15 protein-coding genes and 1 riboswitch are annotated in these 13984 nt (G+C 52.7%); of the genes, 14 read left to right on the forward strand and 1 reads right to left on the reverse strand.

From position 1 onward, the window contains the following. Nucleotides 1–107 precede the first annotated feature (107 nt). The 7 genes from G477_RS19580 to G477_RS0112580 all read left to right on the forward strand — a co-directional run bounded on the left by G477_RS19580 (nt 108) and on the right by G477_RS0112580 (nt 5254). Nucleotides 108–599 carry a GNAT family N-acetyltransferase gene (locus G477_RS19580; RefSeq protein ID WP_051288003.1) on the forward strand — a complete coding sequence of 164 codons (492 nt, stop codon included), beginning with the start codon at nt 108–110 and terminating at the stop codon, nt 597–599. A 186-nt stretch (nt 600–785) separates the two neighbouring features. After that, nucleotides 786–956 (forward strand): hypothetical protein, encoded by a 171-nt coding sequence (locus G477_RS21230; RefSeq protein WP_156897349.1) that lies wholly within the window; start codon nt 786–788, stop codon nt 954–956. Between the two features lie 83 nt (nt 957–1039). After that, nucleotides 1040–1261 carry a hypothetical protein gene (locus tag G477_RS0112560; RefSeq protein WP_026698247.1) on the forward strand — a complete coding sequence of 74 codons (222 nt, stop codon included), beginning with the start codon at nt 1040–1042 and terminating at the stop codon, nt 1259–1261. A gap of 533 nt (nt 1262–1794) precedes the next feature. Next, nucleotides 1795–2487, forward strand: a complete 693-nt coding sequence (locus tag G477_RS0112565; RefSeq protein ID WP_026698248.1) for a response regulator transcription factor — start codon at nt 1795–1797, stop codon at nt 2485–2487. Then, nucleotides 2484–3839: a HAMP domain-containing sensor histidine kinase gene (locus G477_RS0112570; protein ID WP_026698249.1), complete on the forward strand. Its 1356-nt coding sequence runs from the start codon at nt 2484–2486 to the stop codon at nt 3837–3839. The genes G477_RS0112565 and G477_RS0112570 overlap by 4 nt, the downstream gene beginning before the upstream one ends. Beyond that, the gene (locus tag G477_RS0112575) at nt 3836–4534 is read left to right on the forward strand and encodes a PepSY domain-containing protein (RefSeq protein WP_026698250.1); all 699 of its coding nucleotides are present in this window, start codon (nt 3836–3838) and stop codon (nt 4532–4534) included. The genes G477_RS0112570 and G477_RS0112575 overlap by 4 nt, the downstream gene beginning before the upstream one ends. Nucleotides 4535–4687: 153 nt before the next feature. Continuing rightward, nucleotides 4688–5254 carry a PepSY domain-containing protein gene (locus tag G477_RS0112580; RefSeq protein ID WP_026698251.1) on the forward strand — a complete coding sequence of 189 codons (567 nt, stop codon included), beginning with the start codon at nt 4688–4690 and terminating at the stop codon, nt 5252–5254. Between the two features lie 205 nt (nt 5255–5459). On the opposite strand, the gene G477_RS0112585 is transcribed toward G477_RS0112580, so the two are convergent. Next, nucleotides 5460–7484 (reverse strand): sensor domain-containing protein, encoded by a 2025-nt coding sequence (locus G477_RS0112585; protein WP_170203879.1) that lies wholly within the window; start codon nt 7482–7484, stop codon nt 5460–5462. A gap of 462 nt (nt 7485–7946) precedes the next feature. Continuing rightward, a riboswitch (TPP riboswitch) is annotated at nt 7947–8050 on the forward strand. Nucleotides 8051–8136: 86 nt separating this feature from the next. Between G477_RS0112585 and tenA the strand changes: the two genes are divergently transcribed. The 7 genes from tenA to G477_RS0112625 all read left to right on the forward strand — a co-directional run bounded on the left by tenA (nt 8137) and on the right by G477_RS0112625 (nt 13943). Next, nucleotides 8137–8811: a thiaminase II gene (tenA, locus tag G477_RS0112595; RefSeq protein WP_026698254.1), complete on the forward strand. Its 675-nt coding sequence runs from the start codon at nt 8137–8139 to the stop codon at nt 8809–8811. A gap of 92 nt (nt 8812–8903) precedes the next feature. Then, the gene (locus G477_RS0112600; protein ID WP_026698255.1) at nt 8904–10592 is read left to right on the forward strand and encodes a DUF2207 domain-containing protein; all 1689 of its coding nucleotides are present in this window, start codon (nt 8904–8906) and stop codon (nt 10590–10592) included. Nucleotides 10593–10878: 286 nt separating this feature from the next. After that, complete coding sequence (locus tag G477_RS0112605; protein WP_026698256.1) at nt 10879–11277, forward strand: VOC family protein; 399 nt, start codon at nt 10879–10881, stop codon at nt 11275–11277. A gap of 71 nt (nt 11278–11348) precedes the next feature. After that, nucleotides 11349–11648, forward strand: coding sequence for a hypothetical protein (locus tag G477_RS0112610; protein ID WP_026698257.1), 300 nt, complete (start codon nt 11349–11351; stop codon nt 11646–11648). Continuing rightward, entirely contained in the window at nt 11635–12111 is a 477-nt protein-coding gene (locus G477_RS0112615) for a hypothetical protein (RefSeq protein ID WP_026698258.1), read from the forward strand. The genes G477_RS0112610 and G477_RS0112615 overlap by 14 nt, the downstream gene beginning before the upstream one ends. Before the next feature lie 31 nt (nt 12112–12142). Continuing rightward, on the forward strand, nt 12143–12331 hold the full coding sequence (locus G477_RS0112620; protein ID WP_026698259.1) for a hypothetical protein: 189 nt from the start codon (nt 12143–12145) through the stop codon (nt 12329–12331). Nucleotides 12332–12728: 397 nt separating this feature from the next. Beyond that, nucleotides 12729–13943, forward strand: a complete 1215-nt coding sequence (locus tag G477_RS0112625; protein WP_026698260.1) for an MFS transporter — start codon at nt 12729–12731, stop codon at nt 13941–13943. Nucleotides 13944–13984: the final 41 nt, after the last annotated feature.

Below are 13984 nucleotides of genomic sequence, written 5' to 3' on the forward strand. Positions count from 1 at the left end.
TTTGAGCCAGATGGCTGGCCCCACGGAAAAATAGTCTTCTCAAAGGGATACCATTCGATTGGGACTTCCTGTAGAATTGAAGAAAATGGAATGCGGAGGACCTTTGTATGCGTACCTACACGATCGAGCGCCTCACGCCGGAGACGTTTCAGCGGTGTTCGGCGATCTGGAATGTCGATGAAGAGAAAGACATGGCTGCCTGGTGTTACGAAGAGCTGGTGCAGGGGAATCGGGAGACGTTCGTTTATGTGGAAGACGGCCTCTGCCGCGGAGAAGCCTCGCTCGTGTTTGAGCACGAGGATCCGCACTATGTCATCCCGGGCAGACGTTTGTATGTGTCGAGAATGATCGTGCGGAAGGAAGATCAGGGGCGCGGGATCGGTCGTCTGCTGCTGGACTACCTCATCACGTACGCCGCTTCGCTCTCTTACCGGGAACTCGCGCTCGGCGTCGATACAGACAATGCACCGGCTAATCGTCTCTACGAGCGGTCGGGTTTTACGACGGTGCTTGCAGTAGAAGAGGATGAAGCAGGGGAATATCGAAAGCTGTTGAAGCAGCTGGACCCCAACGAAAAGTCGATCAAAAGGGGATGTTGATCATGGAAAAACTACCGAGGTTACAAAAAGGCTCTGCCGTCGCGGTGCTTGCTCCTTCGGCGGGACTCGCCGCAGTACTTCCCGATATTTAAACAGATACTTCCTCCAGCTTGGAGAAGGAACAGAAAGACAGGTGCCTTCCGGGGACATGGGACGAAGACAAAAGGAAAGAAAGGAGACGGCGGAGTGATGGGGGAACAAGGATTGATCGCGCTGTTCAGTCTGATGATCATGAGCATGGTATTGGTACTGGGCAGGAAGCTGCAGCGTTGGGATAAGCAGAAAAAGAAAATGCTCGGTATCAGTGTCATGACCAGCATGATCCTCTTTCTGTTTGTGCAGCTGGTAGTTGGGTAGCGCATGGCAGTGATGAAGAGACGAAGCGGTGGATGGGAACCAATCTTGGTCTGCTTCGTAAACGAGAGGAAGGAGGGAAGCCCATGTTTACGATGCTCGCAGCGTTAGCCATTGCCGCCTTGATGTATGTGTTCATGATCCGCAATATTGGAAGTGGGACGATGCGCCTCGGGGCGATGATGTCCAAGGGAGCCGATGAAGTCGCGCAGGAGGGGACGCGAACTGTTCCATGCCCTTCCTGCGGCAGAAAGGTTCCAAGAGGTGGGGACGCCCTGTACTGCACGTCCTGCCGGAAATGGTTTTAGGGAGAAAGATGAGCAACGAGGTCTTTCTGCTTTACGATCGTCTCTTCCTCTGCCGGAGTACATTTGCTGCCCGAAGCCTTCCTGTCCGGAAGGCTTTTTTGTTTTTGTAAGAAAGATGCCATAGGAGAAAGACGGCGCGCGGCGCAGGAAGCACGGAAATCCTGCTTTAGGGTGCTTCATGCCGGCGGGGTTTCGGCGTGCGGCGACAGGGTTCTGCGCATACCTCGACGTACATCCCGCCTCGTCTGGCGGGGCTGAAGCGATCTGGCGGGCTTTTTCTCCGCGGCGACAAGGTTCTGCCGCGGGGCATCGAGGTTTACGGGGCCGGGCGTCGAGCTTAGCCTCCCGAGTCGACGGGGTTTCTGCCGGACCGGAGTCCAAGACGAAGGAGCAGCCGGCTGCTTCTTGGTACGGCGAACAGATGACACCCTGCGCTGCACCGTGTTCCGGCCGCCGTGCGCTTCTGGTCGCTTGCTTTTTCCCTTGAAAAGGAGTAAGACTGAAGAAAATGAGATTATTCGGGGGGTGCTTCGATGAAAGAGAAGCTGCTGGTTGTCGAAGATGAAGAGAAAATAGCGCGTGTGCTGCAGCTGGAATTGGAGTATGAAGGGTATGACGTGGCGATCGTGCATGACGGGATGGAAGCCTGGCTGAACATCCAGGAGAACGACTACCACCTGTTTATTCTGGATGGGATGCTTCCGGGGTTGAGCGGGATCGAGCTGCTGCGGCGGATTCGGCGTGAGCACAAACAGGCGCCGGTGCTGATGCTTACGGCCCGCGATGCGACGGTCGATAAAGTGACCGGCCTGGATCAAGGGGCGGATGACTATGTCACGAAGCCGTTTGATATGGAGGAGCTGCTGGCACGGATCCGTGTGCTGCTGCGGCGCGGGGGCGGCAGCCAGAGTCAGGGCGAGGAGACGCTGTCGTTTGCCGACGTGGAGGTGAACCTGCCGCGTCGGGAGGCGAAGCGGGCAGGAGAAAAGCTCGATTTGACGCCGCGGGAATACGATCTGCTGATCTATCTGATGGAACACCCGTACCACGTGTTGTCCCGCGAGCAGCTGCTCGACCGCGTCTGGGGGTTTGATTACGCCGGGGAGACGAACGTCGTGGACGTCTACGTCCGCTACCTGCGGCAGAAGCTGGATAAGCCGTTTGACAGTACGTACGTCCAGACGGTCCGCGGGGTCGGCTACGTCTTGAAGGATGAAGCCGAATGAAGCTGGCCCAACGGATGACGCTCTATTCGACGGGGCTGCTGCTGGTCATCCTCCTCGTTGTCAACGTCGGCATTTATCTCGTGTTCCAGCAGAATCTGCTCGACGGGGAACAGGACCGCACGCTGGATCAGGCCCGGACGATGACCGAGGCTGTCAGTGCGCAGCCGGACCAGGACCCGGCCTCCTTTCTGGAATCCTATGTATCCGGCGACGGCATGATCCGGGTGATCAGCCCGGATGGCAGCAGCCTGTTGACCGTCACGACGCAGAACATCGCCCTGGCCGAGCTTCCGACACCGGAGCCGCAGACAGGCCGAGAGACGACGCGGGTATTTGAATTTGAAGGGGGCCCTTATGCTTCCGCCCAGGTCCCGCTGCTGTGGGAGGAGGGCGCGGTCGTCACGCTGGAGGTGACAGAGCCGATGCCGATGTACGAGGAGACGCTGCAGATTCTGCGCTTCGTCCTCATCCTGGCAACGGCGGTGATCCTGCTTCCTTCCTTTCTGGCCGCGCGCTCGCTCAGCGGGTTTGTGCTGCGGCCGGTGCAGGCGCTCGTGTCTACGATGAAGGACATTGAAGCACAGGGAACGTTCAAAAAGATTGATCTGGAACGAAAACGCAAGGACGAGCTGGCGGACATGGGCCGGACGTTCAATCACATGATCGACCTGCTGCGTGAGAACTACGAGAAGCAGCAGCAGTTCGTGTCCGATGCTTCTCATGAACTGAAAACACCGCTGACCGTAATCGACAGCTACGCGCAGCTGTTGAAACGGCGTGGACGGGACCAGCCGGAAGTGTTGGAGGAAGCCGTCGGGGCGATCTCTTCCGAGGCTTCGAGAATGAAAGAGATGACCAACCAGATGCTGGCCCTCGCTTCGGGTGACAACAGCGCGGCGGAAAGAGGACCGGTGCACCCGGGTCCGTTATTTGCCGAGACGGCCCGGCAGCTCTCCGTCGTCTATGAACGGGAGATCGACGTGCAGACAGACGAGGGTGCTGTCATGGAAGGCAATGAACTGCAGCTGAAGCAGCTCGCGTACCTGCTGATCGAGAATGCACTGAAATACAGTGAGCATGCGGTGTCTGTGCGCGTCTATCGATCAGAGGGCAGGGTTATCTGCCAGGTCGCAGATCAAGGCATCGGCATGGCAGAGGAAGATCTGCCGTTCGTTTTCGACCGCTTTTACCGGGTCGATAAAGCCCGTACGAGGGCCGGCGGAGGAACGGGTCTTGGCCTCTCCATTGCCAAGCAGATTACGGAATCACACCTCGGCACGATTCACGTCGACAGCAGCCCTGGAGAGGGAAGTACCTTTACGGTCGAATTTCCGGAGGAGGATCAGGTATGAAGAAAACCATCCAATTGATGATGATTCCTGCGGCGACCGCACTGGTACTGGCTGCGGTGCTGTTGTTCTTTTTCCAGCAGGAAGAAACCATGGAAGGCAGCACGGTGATCGAAGCGATCGAGAACCGGTATCAGGCTGACGTCACGAACCTCTACCTGGAATCCGACGGGTATCACGTGTCTTTTACTACCGCTTCCGGTGAATACGAGGCGCTGATCGATGCGGTGGATGGGGACGTGCTGGACATGGAACAGACGCGGGTGCTGGAAGGCGAGGAGGAACCTGCACAGGAAGTTCTCAGCGAAGACGAGGTGCGCGCCATCGTTGAGGAGACCGTGTCGGGGGATGTGAGCATCGACACGGTGGAACGGATGGGAGAGGATCATGCGCCCTACTACCGCGTCACGTTCCAGGTGGAGGACCGCAGCGGGAGAATGGAACTGGATGCCTTCAACGGCTCGATTGACCTGTTTACGCTGGAGGAAGAGACACCGCTGGAACCTTTGTCAGAAGAAGAAGCTGTCGCGATAGCACTGGAGGAGCACGAAGGCGAAGTCGATGGTGTCGATCTCGAAGAAGAGGACGGCAGGCTCGTGTTCGAGATTGAAATTGAGAACGAAGCGAGCGGCGTGGACGCAGACATCATCCTCGACGCCTATACAGGGGAAGTATTGTCCGTCGTGTTCGAAGAGTAAGCATCGGAAGAAAAAACACGCGTGTGCTTTTCGGAAGAGGCGGGGCAGGCCTTCCTTTCTCATGAAGTTCTCATGTTCGTTTCACGATGCTCTCATCTTTTCTGGGTAGAGTAGAACAAGAGCACCATACTCATCACAGAAGGAGAGGATCGGATGAAAAGAACCATGCTGGCGCTGGCAGCGATGATCGTCATTGGAGGCACATCCGCCTTCGCCCTTACCGGCGACGAGCCTGACGCAGATCTCTCAGAACTCGACAAGAGCCCCGCCGAGCAGGAGCAGATCACAGCGGAAGAGGCCGCCGAAGCCGCCAAAACAAAGGCCGAAGACGCATTGGATGAAGCAGAGCTGGAGGTCGACCATGGCCGCCTCGTCTACGAGGTGGAGCTCGAGGCGAGAGGGGAAGCGCACGAGCTGCACGTCGACGCGTATACCGGAGACGTCGTGACAGCAGTGGAGGATCTTTTTGAATCGGAAGAAGCGGATCCGGAACCCTCTGTCTCCGCCACCGAGGAAGCAGAGACACAGGACGAACAGCTTACCGGCCGGCAGGCAGCGGATATCGCTCTGAACTACATTGGGAAAGGCTATGTGGATGACATCGACCTCGAATGGGAAGACGGCCTGCTCGTGTATGAAATCGAAGTGGAGCACGTCGACGACGACGTGGACGTGTATGTGGATGCCTACACCGGAGACGTCCTCGGTGTCGATGACTAAACGAAACGAAGAGAGACAACAGGCACCACCGCCGAGGAGCAGTGGTGCCTTCTACATGTGGAGAGCTTATCGAAGACGTTATTTTCAGGCTCGTAAAAAAGATGCCATAGAAAGAAGACGGCGTCGCGCGGGAAGAACGAAGAACCCTTTCTTCCTTCAACAAGCCTTGGGCACACGAAGTTACGACAAAAAGGGACCCGGCACGTCAGGAGTCAAACGACGAAAATTGTTGAACAATAGATCGCTTTTCGTTGAGCCAGGGTATAAGTTCGTCTTCTGTTAACGGTCGACTAAAGAAATAGCCTTGAAATTGCGTACAGCCTTTATCTAACAAATAGGACAACTGATACGACCTTTCTACACCTTCGATGAGTAACTCCAGCTCGACACTGCGAACGAGCTCTAACAGGGCATCAAGCACCGGCGCTTTATCCTGAGACGAGGGGATTTGCTGAACAAAATAGCGGTCCACTTTAATCTGGTGAATCGGGAACTGATCCAGGTAGCTTATTTTCGAATACCCTGTGCCGAAATCATCCAAAGCAATGCGGAAACCTTCCTCCCAGAGTTTTCTCAAATGGGTTGGGATGTGCGAGTCAGAAGTGAGTTCCATGGTTTCTGTAATTTCGAGTTCGATGCTATCTGCCTGCAGTTGAAAGTCACGCGGAAGCTGCAGTAAAGCTTCGATAAACGCATGATCTTTTAAAGAAGAAGAGGAGATGTTGAATGCCATCGTTCCAGCATATCGGTACTCCTGCTGCAACCGGCGAAGCAGCTCCAGGCCCCGCTTCAGTAGTTGCAGAGTAAACGCAGTGATCAGTCCATTCTTCTCTGCTGTTGATATAAATGTGGAAGGAGGTATCGCTCCGATCTCGGGGTGCTCCCACCGGGACAAAACTTCGAGACCAAGTACTTCGCCCGTCTGCCCATGCACTTGAGGCTGATAAACAAGGAAGAGGTCTTCGGTATCCAGGCTTTGCAGAAGATCCCGCTTGATAAGAAAGGTTTTTACGTGTTCTGCCCCCAGCTCCTGGCTGTAAAACATCACGTCACCTTCCGCTTTGGCGTGATTTTTCAAGCTGAGTCTCGTCGCATCCATGGCCTGCAGCAGATGGAGCGTTGTTTCGCCATCTTTCGGAGAAGAGACAACGCTTTTGCGGCAGGACACTGAGAGCATATCCAGCGGACCCACTTCAAAGGGAGGCTCCACCGTTTCATGCAGTTTCTCTAAGATGTTTTTCATCTCATCGCTGGATAACGTTCCTTCGAAGGTCAATAAAAACTCATCCCCAGTATACCGGTATATTCGATGTTCAAGGAAGGATTTCTGCAGACGAAAAGCCAGTTTCTTAAGAAGCTGATCAGCAACTTCATGTCCGTACAGATTATTCGTTTCCTGAAAATCCTTAATGCTCACCGTCACGAGGGTGAAGGGGACGCGGTCGCGAGTCAATTCATCCATATCCCTGATCAACTGACCTCGGTTCGGAAGGGACGTCAGGCTGTCAAAATAGGTATCTTCCCGTAAAGCCTGCAACGTGAATTTTCGTTCATTGATGTTCTGAAAGAAACAGGCGACATCCCCGTTCTTGTGGGGGAGAAACGTGATCTCAAACCACGTATTCAACGTTTCGGCATAAAACTCCAGGGTCTGTCGGGCTTGTGTTTCACGGACCTCCTCCAACGTATCGACAAGTGGATGAGCAGCAGAGACGTTTAAGCTTTCCTGGATATCCTGATTCAACATGTCTTCTCTTTTTTTATGGAGGGAGACTTCGGCTTTATGGTTCATGAATTTAATTTTATTGTCTTCATGGAGTAAGATGAACGAATCATTCATCGATTCGATGACTTCCATTGCGTTTTTTTCCATACAGATCGAGAGCGTGATGTCGGTGTGAGAAATCAAGATAAGGGCGTTCTTCTCCTTCGTCCCTAAAGGTTTCGCTTCCAGCTTGAACCACGTTTCCGAACGGGAAAAGGGGCACCGGTAAACATGCTCGTACACGTCCGTGATGCCGTGGAAGAGCGACAGCAGCTGGTAGGGTGAAGTGGAGATTCCAGCCAGATGAAGGAAATTGAAATAATTATCCACGGGGGAAAGATGATCAGGGAACTCTGCTTCTATGAAGTCGTTCCAGGCTTTATTGCTGTATATCATGGTTCCTTCTCGATTGATAACAACCAAGTTATCATCGATCGCGTCTAGAAAAGATTGAGATACGTCCAAAGCCATTCCTCCCAGTAATGGTAGATCAAAGTGAATAAAAATACCTAATTAGATACTTATTACTATATCACTATTATACAAAAAAGTAATGAACAAACATGTAGGATAATCGTGGAGTATTTCCTGTTTCTCCTTCGCCTCGCGAGGGGTCGTGGAGGACAAGCCCCTGAGCAAGTGTCCGCCGAAAGCGGATGACATCAACAACGAACGATAACATAGCCTAAAAAAAGAGCGTCACCCATTCGATGGCTCCGACGTGCCTTGAGGAATGCAGGTGTTGACTGTGGCGCCCGGGTAGAACGAAAAGCCGATGTGCGCGAAGAACCTGGTGTACACGCCGTTCCAACCAAAAGGAGCTTTCCGCTTTGGGCGCCGCGGACAAAAAGGGAGCCACCTGGGATGGAAAAGGGAAAATTTGCAAATGGCGGCCTCGTGTGGTACAAAGAAGGCACTGATATAGAACCACCACGCTGGGGGAGCTGCGCGGCAGCTGAGAGAGACACGGTCTCGACCCTTATTCACCTGATCCAGATGATGCTGGCGGAGGGAAGCAGTGGCAGGGCAGCAGCGGCTCCCTTGTTCTCTTCTTTCTTTCGAGGAAGAAGTTTTTTTGCGTGGAGAAAAAGACACATCACAAGAGGAGTGCATCAGAATGAGATTCAGTGAACGGCTTCATGCCAAGCTCCAGCCGATCTGGAGAGAGAATCACCGCCATCCGTTTGTCGTAGAAATGGGAGAGGGCACGCTGGATAAAGAAAAGTTCCGCTTCTTCATGGTGCAGGACTACCTGTACCTGATCGAGTACGCGAAGCTGTTTGCCATCGGGGCAGCGAAAGCAGAAACCGTCGACACGATGGGGCGGTTTGCGGCGCTGCTGGACTCGACGATGAACGAAGAGATGCAGCTGCACCGCGACTACGCGAAAAAGTTCGGCATCACCGAGCAGGAGCTGGAAGAAGCTTCTCCGTCTCCGACGACACTCGCCTACACGCACTACATGCTGCACGTCGGTCAGAGCGGTTCCCTGCGTGAACTCATAGCCGCTCTGCTGCCATGCGCCTGGAGCTACTGGGAAATCGGGACAGAACTCGCCGCGATTCCGGGAGCCGCCGATCATCCGCTGTACGGAGAATGGATCCGCATGTACAGTTCCGAGGAATTTGCGCAGACCGCGCAGTGGTGCATCGACCTGCTGGACGAGCTGACGGCGGACAGTCCGGAAAGCGAACTGGAGAAGCTCGAGACAATCTTTTTGAACACGACCCGCTTTGAATACTTGTTCTGGGACATGGCCTATCACCAGGCGATGTGGCCGATGGATGCCTGATCAGGCAAGGAGTACGGATGGACGAGACGGTTGCTAAAAGAAGAAACCTTTTCCTGGTCTGCATCGTATAGTATAAGCAAGAGGTGAGGGACATGAAAAAAGGAGCAGGGTTTTGCTTTGGGCTGCTGATCTGGTTCGTGTGGAGCTCGCCGGCTGCCGCATTCGAACTAACCATTCCCGAGGCGCAGATCGATGTCTACTTACAAGAAGACGGCACAGCGCAGGTGGAGGAATCCTTCACGTACGAGTTCGAAGGAGACTTTAACGGTGTCATCCGTGACCTCATCGAACCTGAAGGCAGTACGATTTTCGCTTTGGAAGCATCGGAAGACGGCGAGCCGCTGGACGTGGAAGTAGAAGGGGACAGCGAATACCGCATACAGCGTCCCGGAGAAGACGAGATGTTCACAGTGGACATCACGTATACTATCGAGGACGCGGTCGTCCGTTATGACGATTTCGGCGATTTCTTCCACGCTTTCTTTGACCACTCCAACGAGACCGCATACGAAAACCTCATGATCCGGGTGCAGCCGCCGGGAGACAGCAGCGATGTCATCATCGAAGGATTCGATGCCTTGGAAGGGGCCGGCTCCCTGGAGGAGGACCACATGGCTGTCTTCGATCCTGGACGCGTCCCTTCCGGGGAAAATGGGGATATCCGGGCTGCCTTTGATGCGGAGCTCTTCCCCGATGCCCAGCGGACGTCCGATGATTCCTTGGAAGCGGTGCTGGAAGAGGAGCGGGAGGAAGCCGCAGCGGCAGCCGCGGCGGCAGAAAATCGTGCCGGCCTGATGGCAGGAGCAGCGCCGTTCCTGATAGGATTCTTTGCGCTCGCATCCCTTCTGCCGATCTGGATCGACCGCCGCAAGTATCTGCCGAACAAACAGCGGGCGCTCGCCAAAAGCTATGAGAAAGGCGCACCGGAGCTGCAGATGAGCCTGCCGGCGACGATGTTCTACGTACAGCCCGCCGTCACCTCCGAACTGCTGACGGCCTCGCTGCTCGATCTGGTCCGGCAGGGCTATGCGGAGCAGGAAGACGCGGACCGCTTCCGCCTGATCCGACGCGAAGGCATGAACGGCCATGAGCAGATGCTGACTGCGATGTTATTCGACGACATGGGAGACGGCGAAACGTTCCGTCTCACCGACATGGAGGAGTGTCTCAAGCAGGAGAAGCAGTACCATGAATTTGAAAAGAAAAAAATCGACTGGTACAAGGAAATCCTTCAAGAGAAAAACGAGGCCGCACTGAAGATTCCGCGTACCGGCCTCCGGATTTTGTGCAGTGCGGTCGGCATCCTTGCGATTGCAGCCGCTGTCCCGTATTTTATTTTCGGCCTGCTGCTTCCGGCCGGCCTGCTCACGCTGGTCGGCCTCGCCGGTATCACAGCCGCGGCCCTGCACCAGCCGCGGACGGAAAAAGGCTGGCGGCTTCTCGGTGAGTGGCACGATTTCAAGAAAGAAGTCGCTGCCTATGAGCAGGAAGATTGGAAGAGGCTTGATCCTGAGGAGCAGCGAATTGCCTTTATCTACGGCTTGGGTCTGAACGTCAAATCGGTGAGAGAGCTCAGCAAATCGATGCCGAAAATGAAGGACCAAGCCGTATCGATGCAGGCCGACAATTCCCTGCCGGTCTTCATGACCGCCGGCCTGTTTGCAAGTACGCAGTTTTCCTCGCACACGGCCGCGGCTTCCAACAGCTTCAGTTCGACCGGTACGAGTGCAGGCGGCGGTGCCGGAGCTGGTGGAGGTGGAGGCGGATCCGGGGGGTTCTGATGAGTAAAGGGGCAAGAAGAAGCCTTTTCTTTGCAACGAAGAAATCGGGCAGGTTGTTATCGTTTATCGACAGAAAAGATAGAAGAGCAGAGGAGACATCCATCTGCTCATTTACATAAAATGGTTTAAATGGGATAGTTGACTCAAGAAAAAAGCGTAGGTGCTTTCAGTGTGATCGGTGCACAGATATCTCTTCCAGAGACATGGTGGTTTTTGTATGGAAGACCTGTGACATTTCTCTGATTAAAAGGCGCCGTGAGACCTTGTTCTAAGAAGGAGGAGTTGGATGTCCACCGGAGCTGTACACCATATTGAATGCTACGTCTCTCATCTGGAGCGCAGCGCTGCTTTTTGGGGATGGTTTCTTGAAGAGATGGGTTACACGTTGTTTCAACAGTGGGAGCATGGGCGCAGTTGGAAGCTGGGGAACATGTATCTTGTTTTTGTGCAGGTAGAAGATCGCTTCCAAGAACCACCGTATCATCGATGCCGGGTGGGGCTGAATCACCTCGCCTTTCACGCCTCATCGCGTCAGCAGGTGGATGAGGTGACAGCGAAATTGCAAAAACGTGGCATTCCTATTCTTTACGAAGAGCAGCATCCTTACGCTGGAGGAGAGGATCACTACGCTGTTTATTTTGAAGACCCGGATCGGATGAAAGTAGAATTGGCAGCTCCAGAATAAGAGAGCGTCTCACATTCGTCTATGGAGCAAAGAAAAGCGGGCTCAGCGCGTTTAAGGGGAGGCAGGCATAGGTGATCTCGTTCTTTCAGATGTTCGCGGGGACGTTGATCCTTTTAATAACAGGCATGTCCTTTGCTGTAACGATGTCTTCGTTGATGCTCTCCCTGCTGCTCATTGGCTTCCTTGTTTGGTTCAGTGAGAGCTTGCCCGCTCCTCAGCGGGAAGTGAAGCGGATGCTTGCAGCTAATTCAATAAAAATGGGATACGAGAATATGGACGTAACAGATAGGCTGTGCGGCTTTTTTGCCGACATCCCGGCAAACGCGGGCTGGAGGGATAATCATGAAAATCACCTAGATGACAGCAGTTAGTGTCGTGTGTTTCCTTGGAGGGTGCAGCGCTGCTGGTTCTTCTGATTCAGAAGCAGAAGTCTTTAACACAGAAGAAGAAGCACTGGAGGATTTCTCCGAGGGCGTGCATGGAGAGATTCTCATCATTCACACAACCTCAGGCGATCAATTGATGGTGGCGAACCGGGTTCAGGATAACTTTCATATCGGGGAATCGTTCAAGACAGACGGGGGTTATGCTGCCGTGAGGCTCACGACCGGCATTTCGCTGCATGACACGTCGAGTACGGAAGGAACCACCACCTCTCAAGACGGCAACGAGTACGCAATCATCATCACGGACGAACAAGAAGAACAGGCTGTCCCGTTCGCAGAAAATTGGTATGTCTCGGTTATGAAAGCGGGGGATTCTTCAGAAGAGTCGGATGACGGAACCCTGTATCACGGCGAAAATGCCATCGAATCGGTGGAAGTCTTGGACTGAAACCAACGCTTAGGCGAAAAGGAGGGAGAAGATGGACTTTCTCAAGCGGGCTTATAAGCACATGTTGTTTACCTTTTTCTTTTCTGTAATCACGCTCGCTGTGATCGATAGGGTCGGAGGTGCAGAAATAGACTGGTCGGAAAACCTTGCCTTCTCTCTCTTTGCGGCGGCTTTTTTCTCGCTCAAGTTCGTGAGACTGCCGAGCCGGGAAGCTGACTAGAGAGATGATCAACCGAGTAGGTATCCGATGGCAGATGATACAGGCCTGTAACAACATAGGCAGAACGCCACTCCGAAAGGTTTGTTGAAAGACCTCCATATGAGGAAGGAATACGAGGACTTGATCTGTTTATGTTGGTTGATAGGTCCGACCAAAAGGCGCTTGGCTATTTTTCTAATATTTAGGTGGTTGTCATTCCAAGCGGATACTTCGAGTCGGAAGAAGACCGTCTCCTTTTTAAAGCATTGTCCAGAAACGAGTTTCCTGAGGTGGCCACATGAAAGACCGGATAGAAACTTGTATGTTTCATTTGGACTGCGGTTAGGAAGGAGGAATCATGACATAATTCATCAACACATCTCATAAGCCAAACGTCGCAGGACCGGGAGTTAGGGAAATGGGAAACAAACATAAGGAATGGAAAAAGCTATCTATTTTACTTTCGTCTATCGGGATTGCAGGTATAGGAGATTTTATCTATCTTGTAGCTATCAATATTATTGTCTACCAATTAACTGGATCAGCGGCAGCAGTGGCAGGCCTCTGGATCATTGGTCCGCTTACCAACATATTGACGAAGTTTTGGACCGGAAGCTTTATCGATTATCGAAGCAAAAGAAAAGTAATGATGATCACTTATGTGGTGAGGGCTGTTTTTATTTTTCTCATTCCCTTTGCACCGAATATGATAGTCATCTACAGTCTGCTGGTATGTTTGAGCATTGCTAAATCTTTCTTTGGACCGGCCTCCATGACCTATGTTGCGATGGTTGTCGAACAGCCGAGGAGAAAGCGATTTAATGCGATACGTTCGTTTACGACGTCAGGGGCATTCATCGTAGGACCTGCAATAGCAGGAAGTTTGATTCTGTTAACCTCAGTGGAGATAACACTATGGATGAATGCTGGTCTCTTTATTGCTGCTGCGCTGCTCTTATCTATCCTGCCTGAAACGGAATTAATAAAGGAAGATGCGGTTCCGAAACTCACATGGCAACAAGTGAAAAGTGATTTTTCTGTTGTCATAGCCTTCCTGAAAGAGAATAACTACATTGCTGCTGTCTACATGGCTTTTATTGCAGCGATGCTGTTCTCCTATGCGATGGATGCGCAAGAAGTGGTGTTTACGCAGCAGGTTATTGGATTGTCGGAGCTTGAATACAGTCTCTTGATTAGTATTACTGGCGTTGGATCTGTCGTAGGCGCTCTTCTTTTGTCAGTATTCTCCCATCTGTTTTCGTTGCGATTCATGATTGTCATTGGCATCACGATGACTACCGTAGGTTATGTTATTTATGCTTTCTCTTGGTCTTTTATGTCCATCGTAACCGGTTTTGTCATACTAGGATTTTTCAACGTCTTTTTAAATGCAGGAATTACCACCTTTTATCAAAATAACGTTCCGACGACAGTCATGGGTCGTGTTACGAGTATTTTTCAGCTGGTGCAAAGCTTGCTGCAAGTGCTGTTTATCCTCGCTGTTGGTATAACTGCTGACATCATCCCGTTACGCCTAACAATAATTGCAGCTTCACTGGCCATGCTGGTGGTCTCTATGATACTGTCAGCAGCTGTCTTCTTCCCGTCCAAGAAAAAATTTTACAAGGAATGATGGGTCCCCGTGTCCACGATTTCTTTTAGAAGACACGTTTC

The sequence above is a fragment of the Alkalicoccus chagannorensis DSM 18086 genome, from assembly GCF_000429725.1.
Taxonomy (GTDB): Bacteria; Bacillota; Bacilli; order Bacillales; family Salisediminibacteriaceae; genus Alkalicoccus; species Alkalicoccus chagannorensis.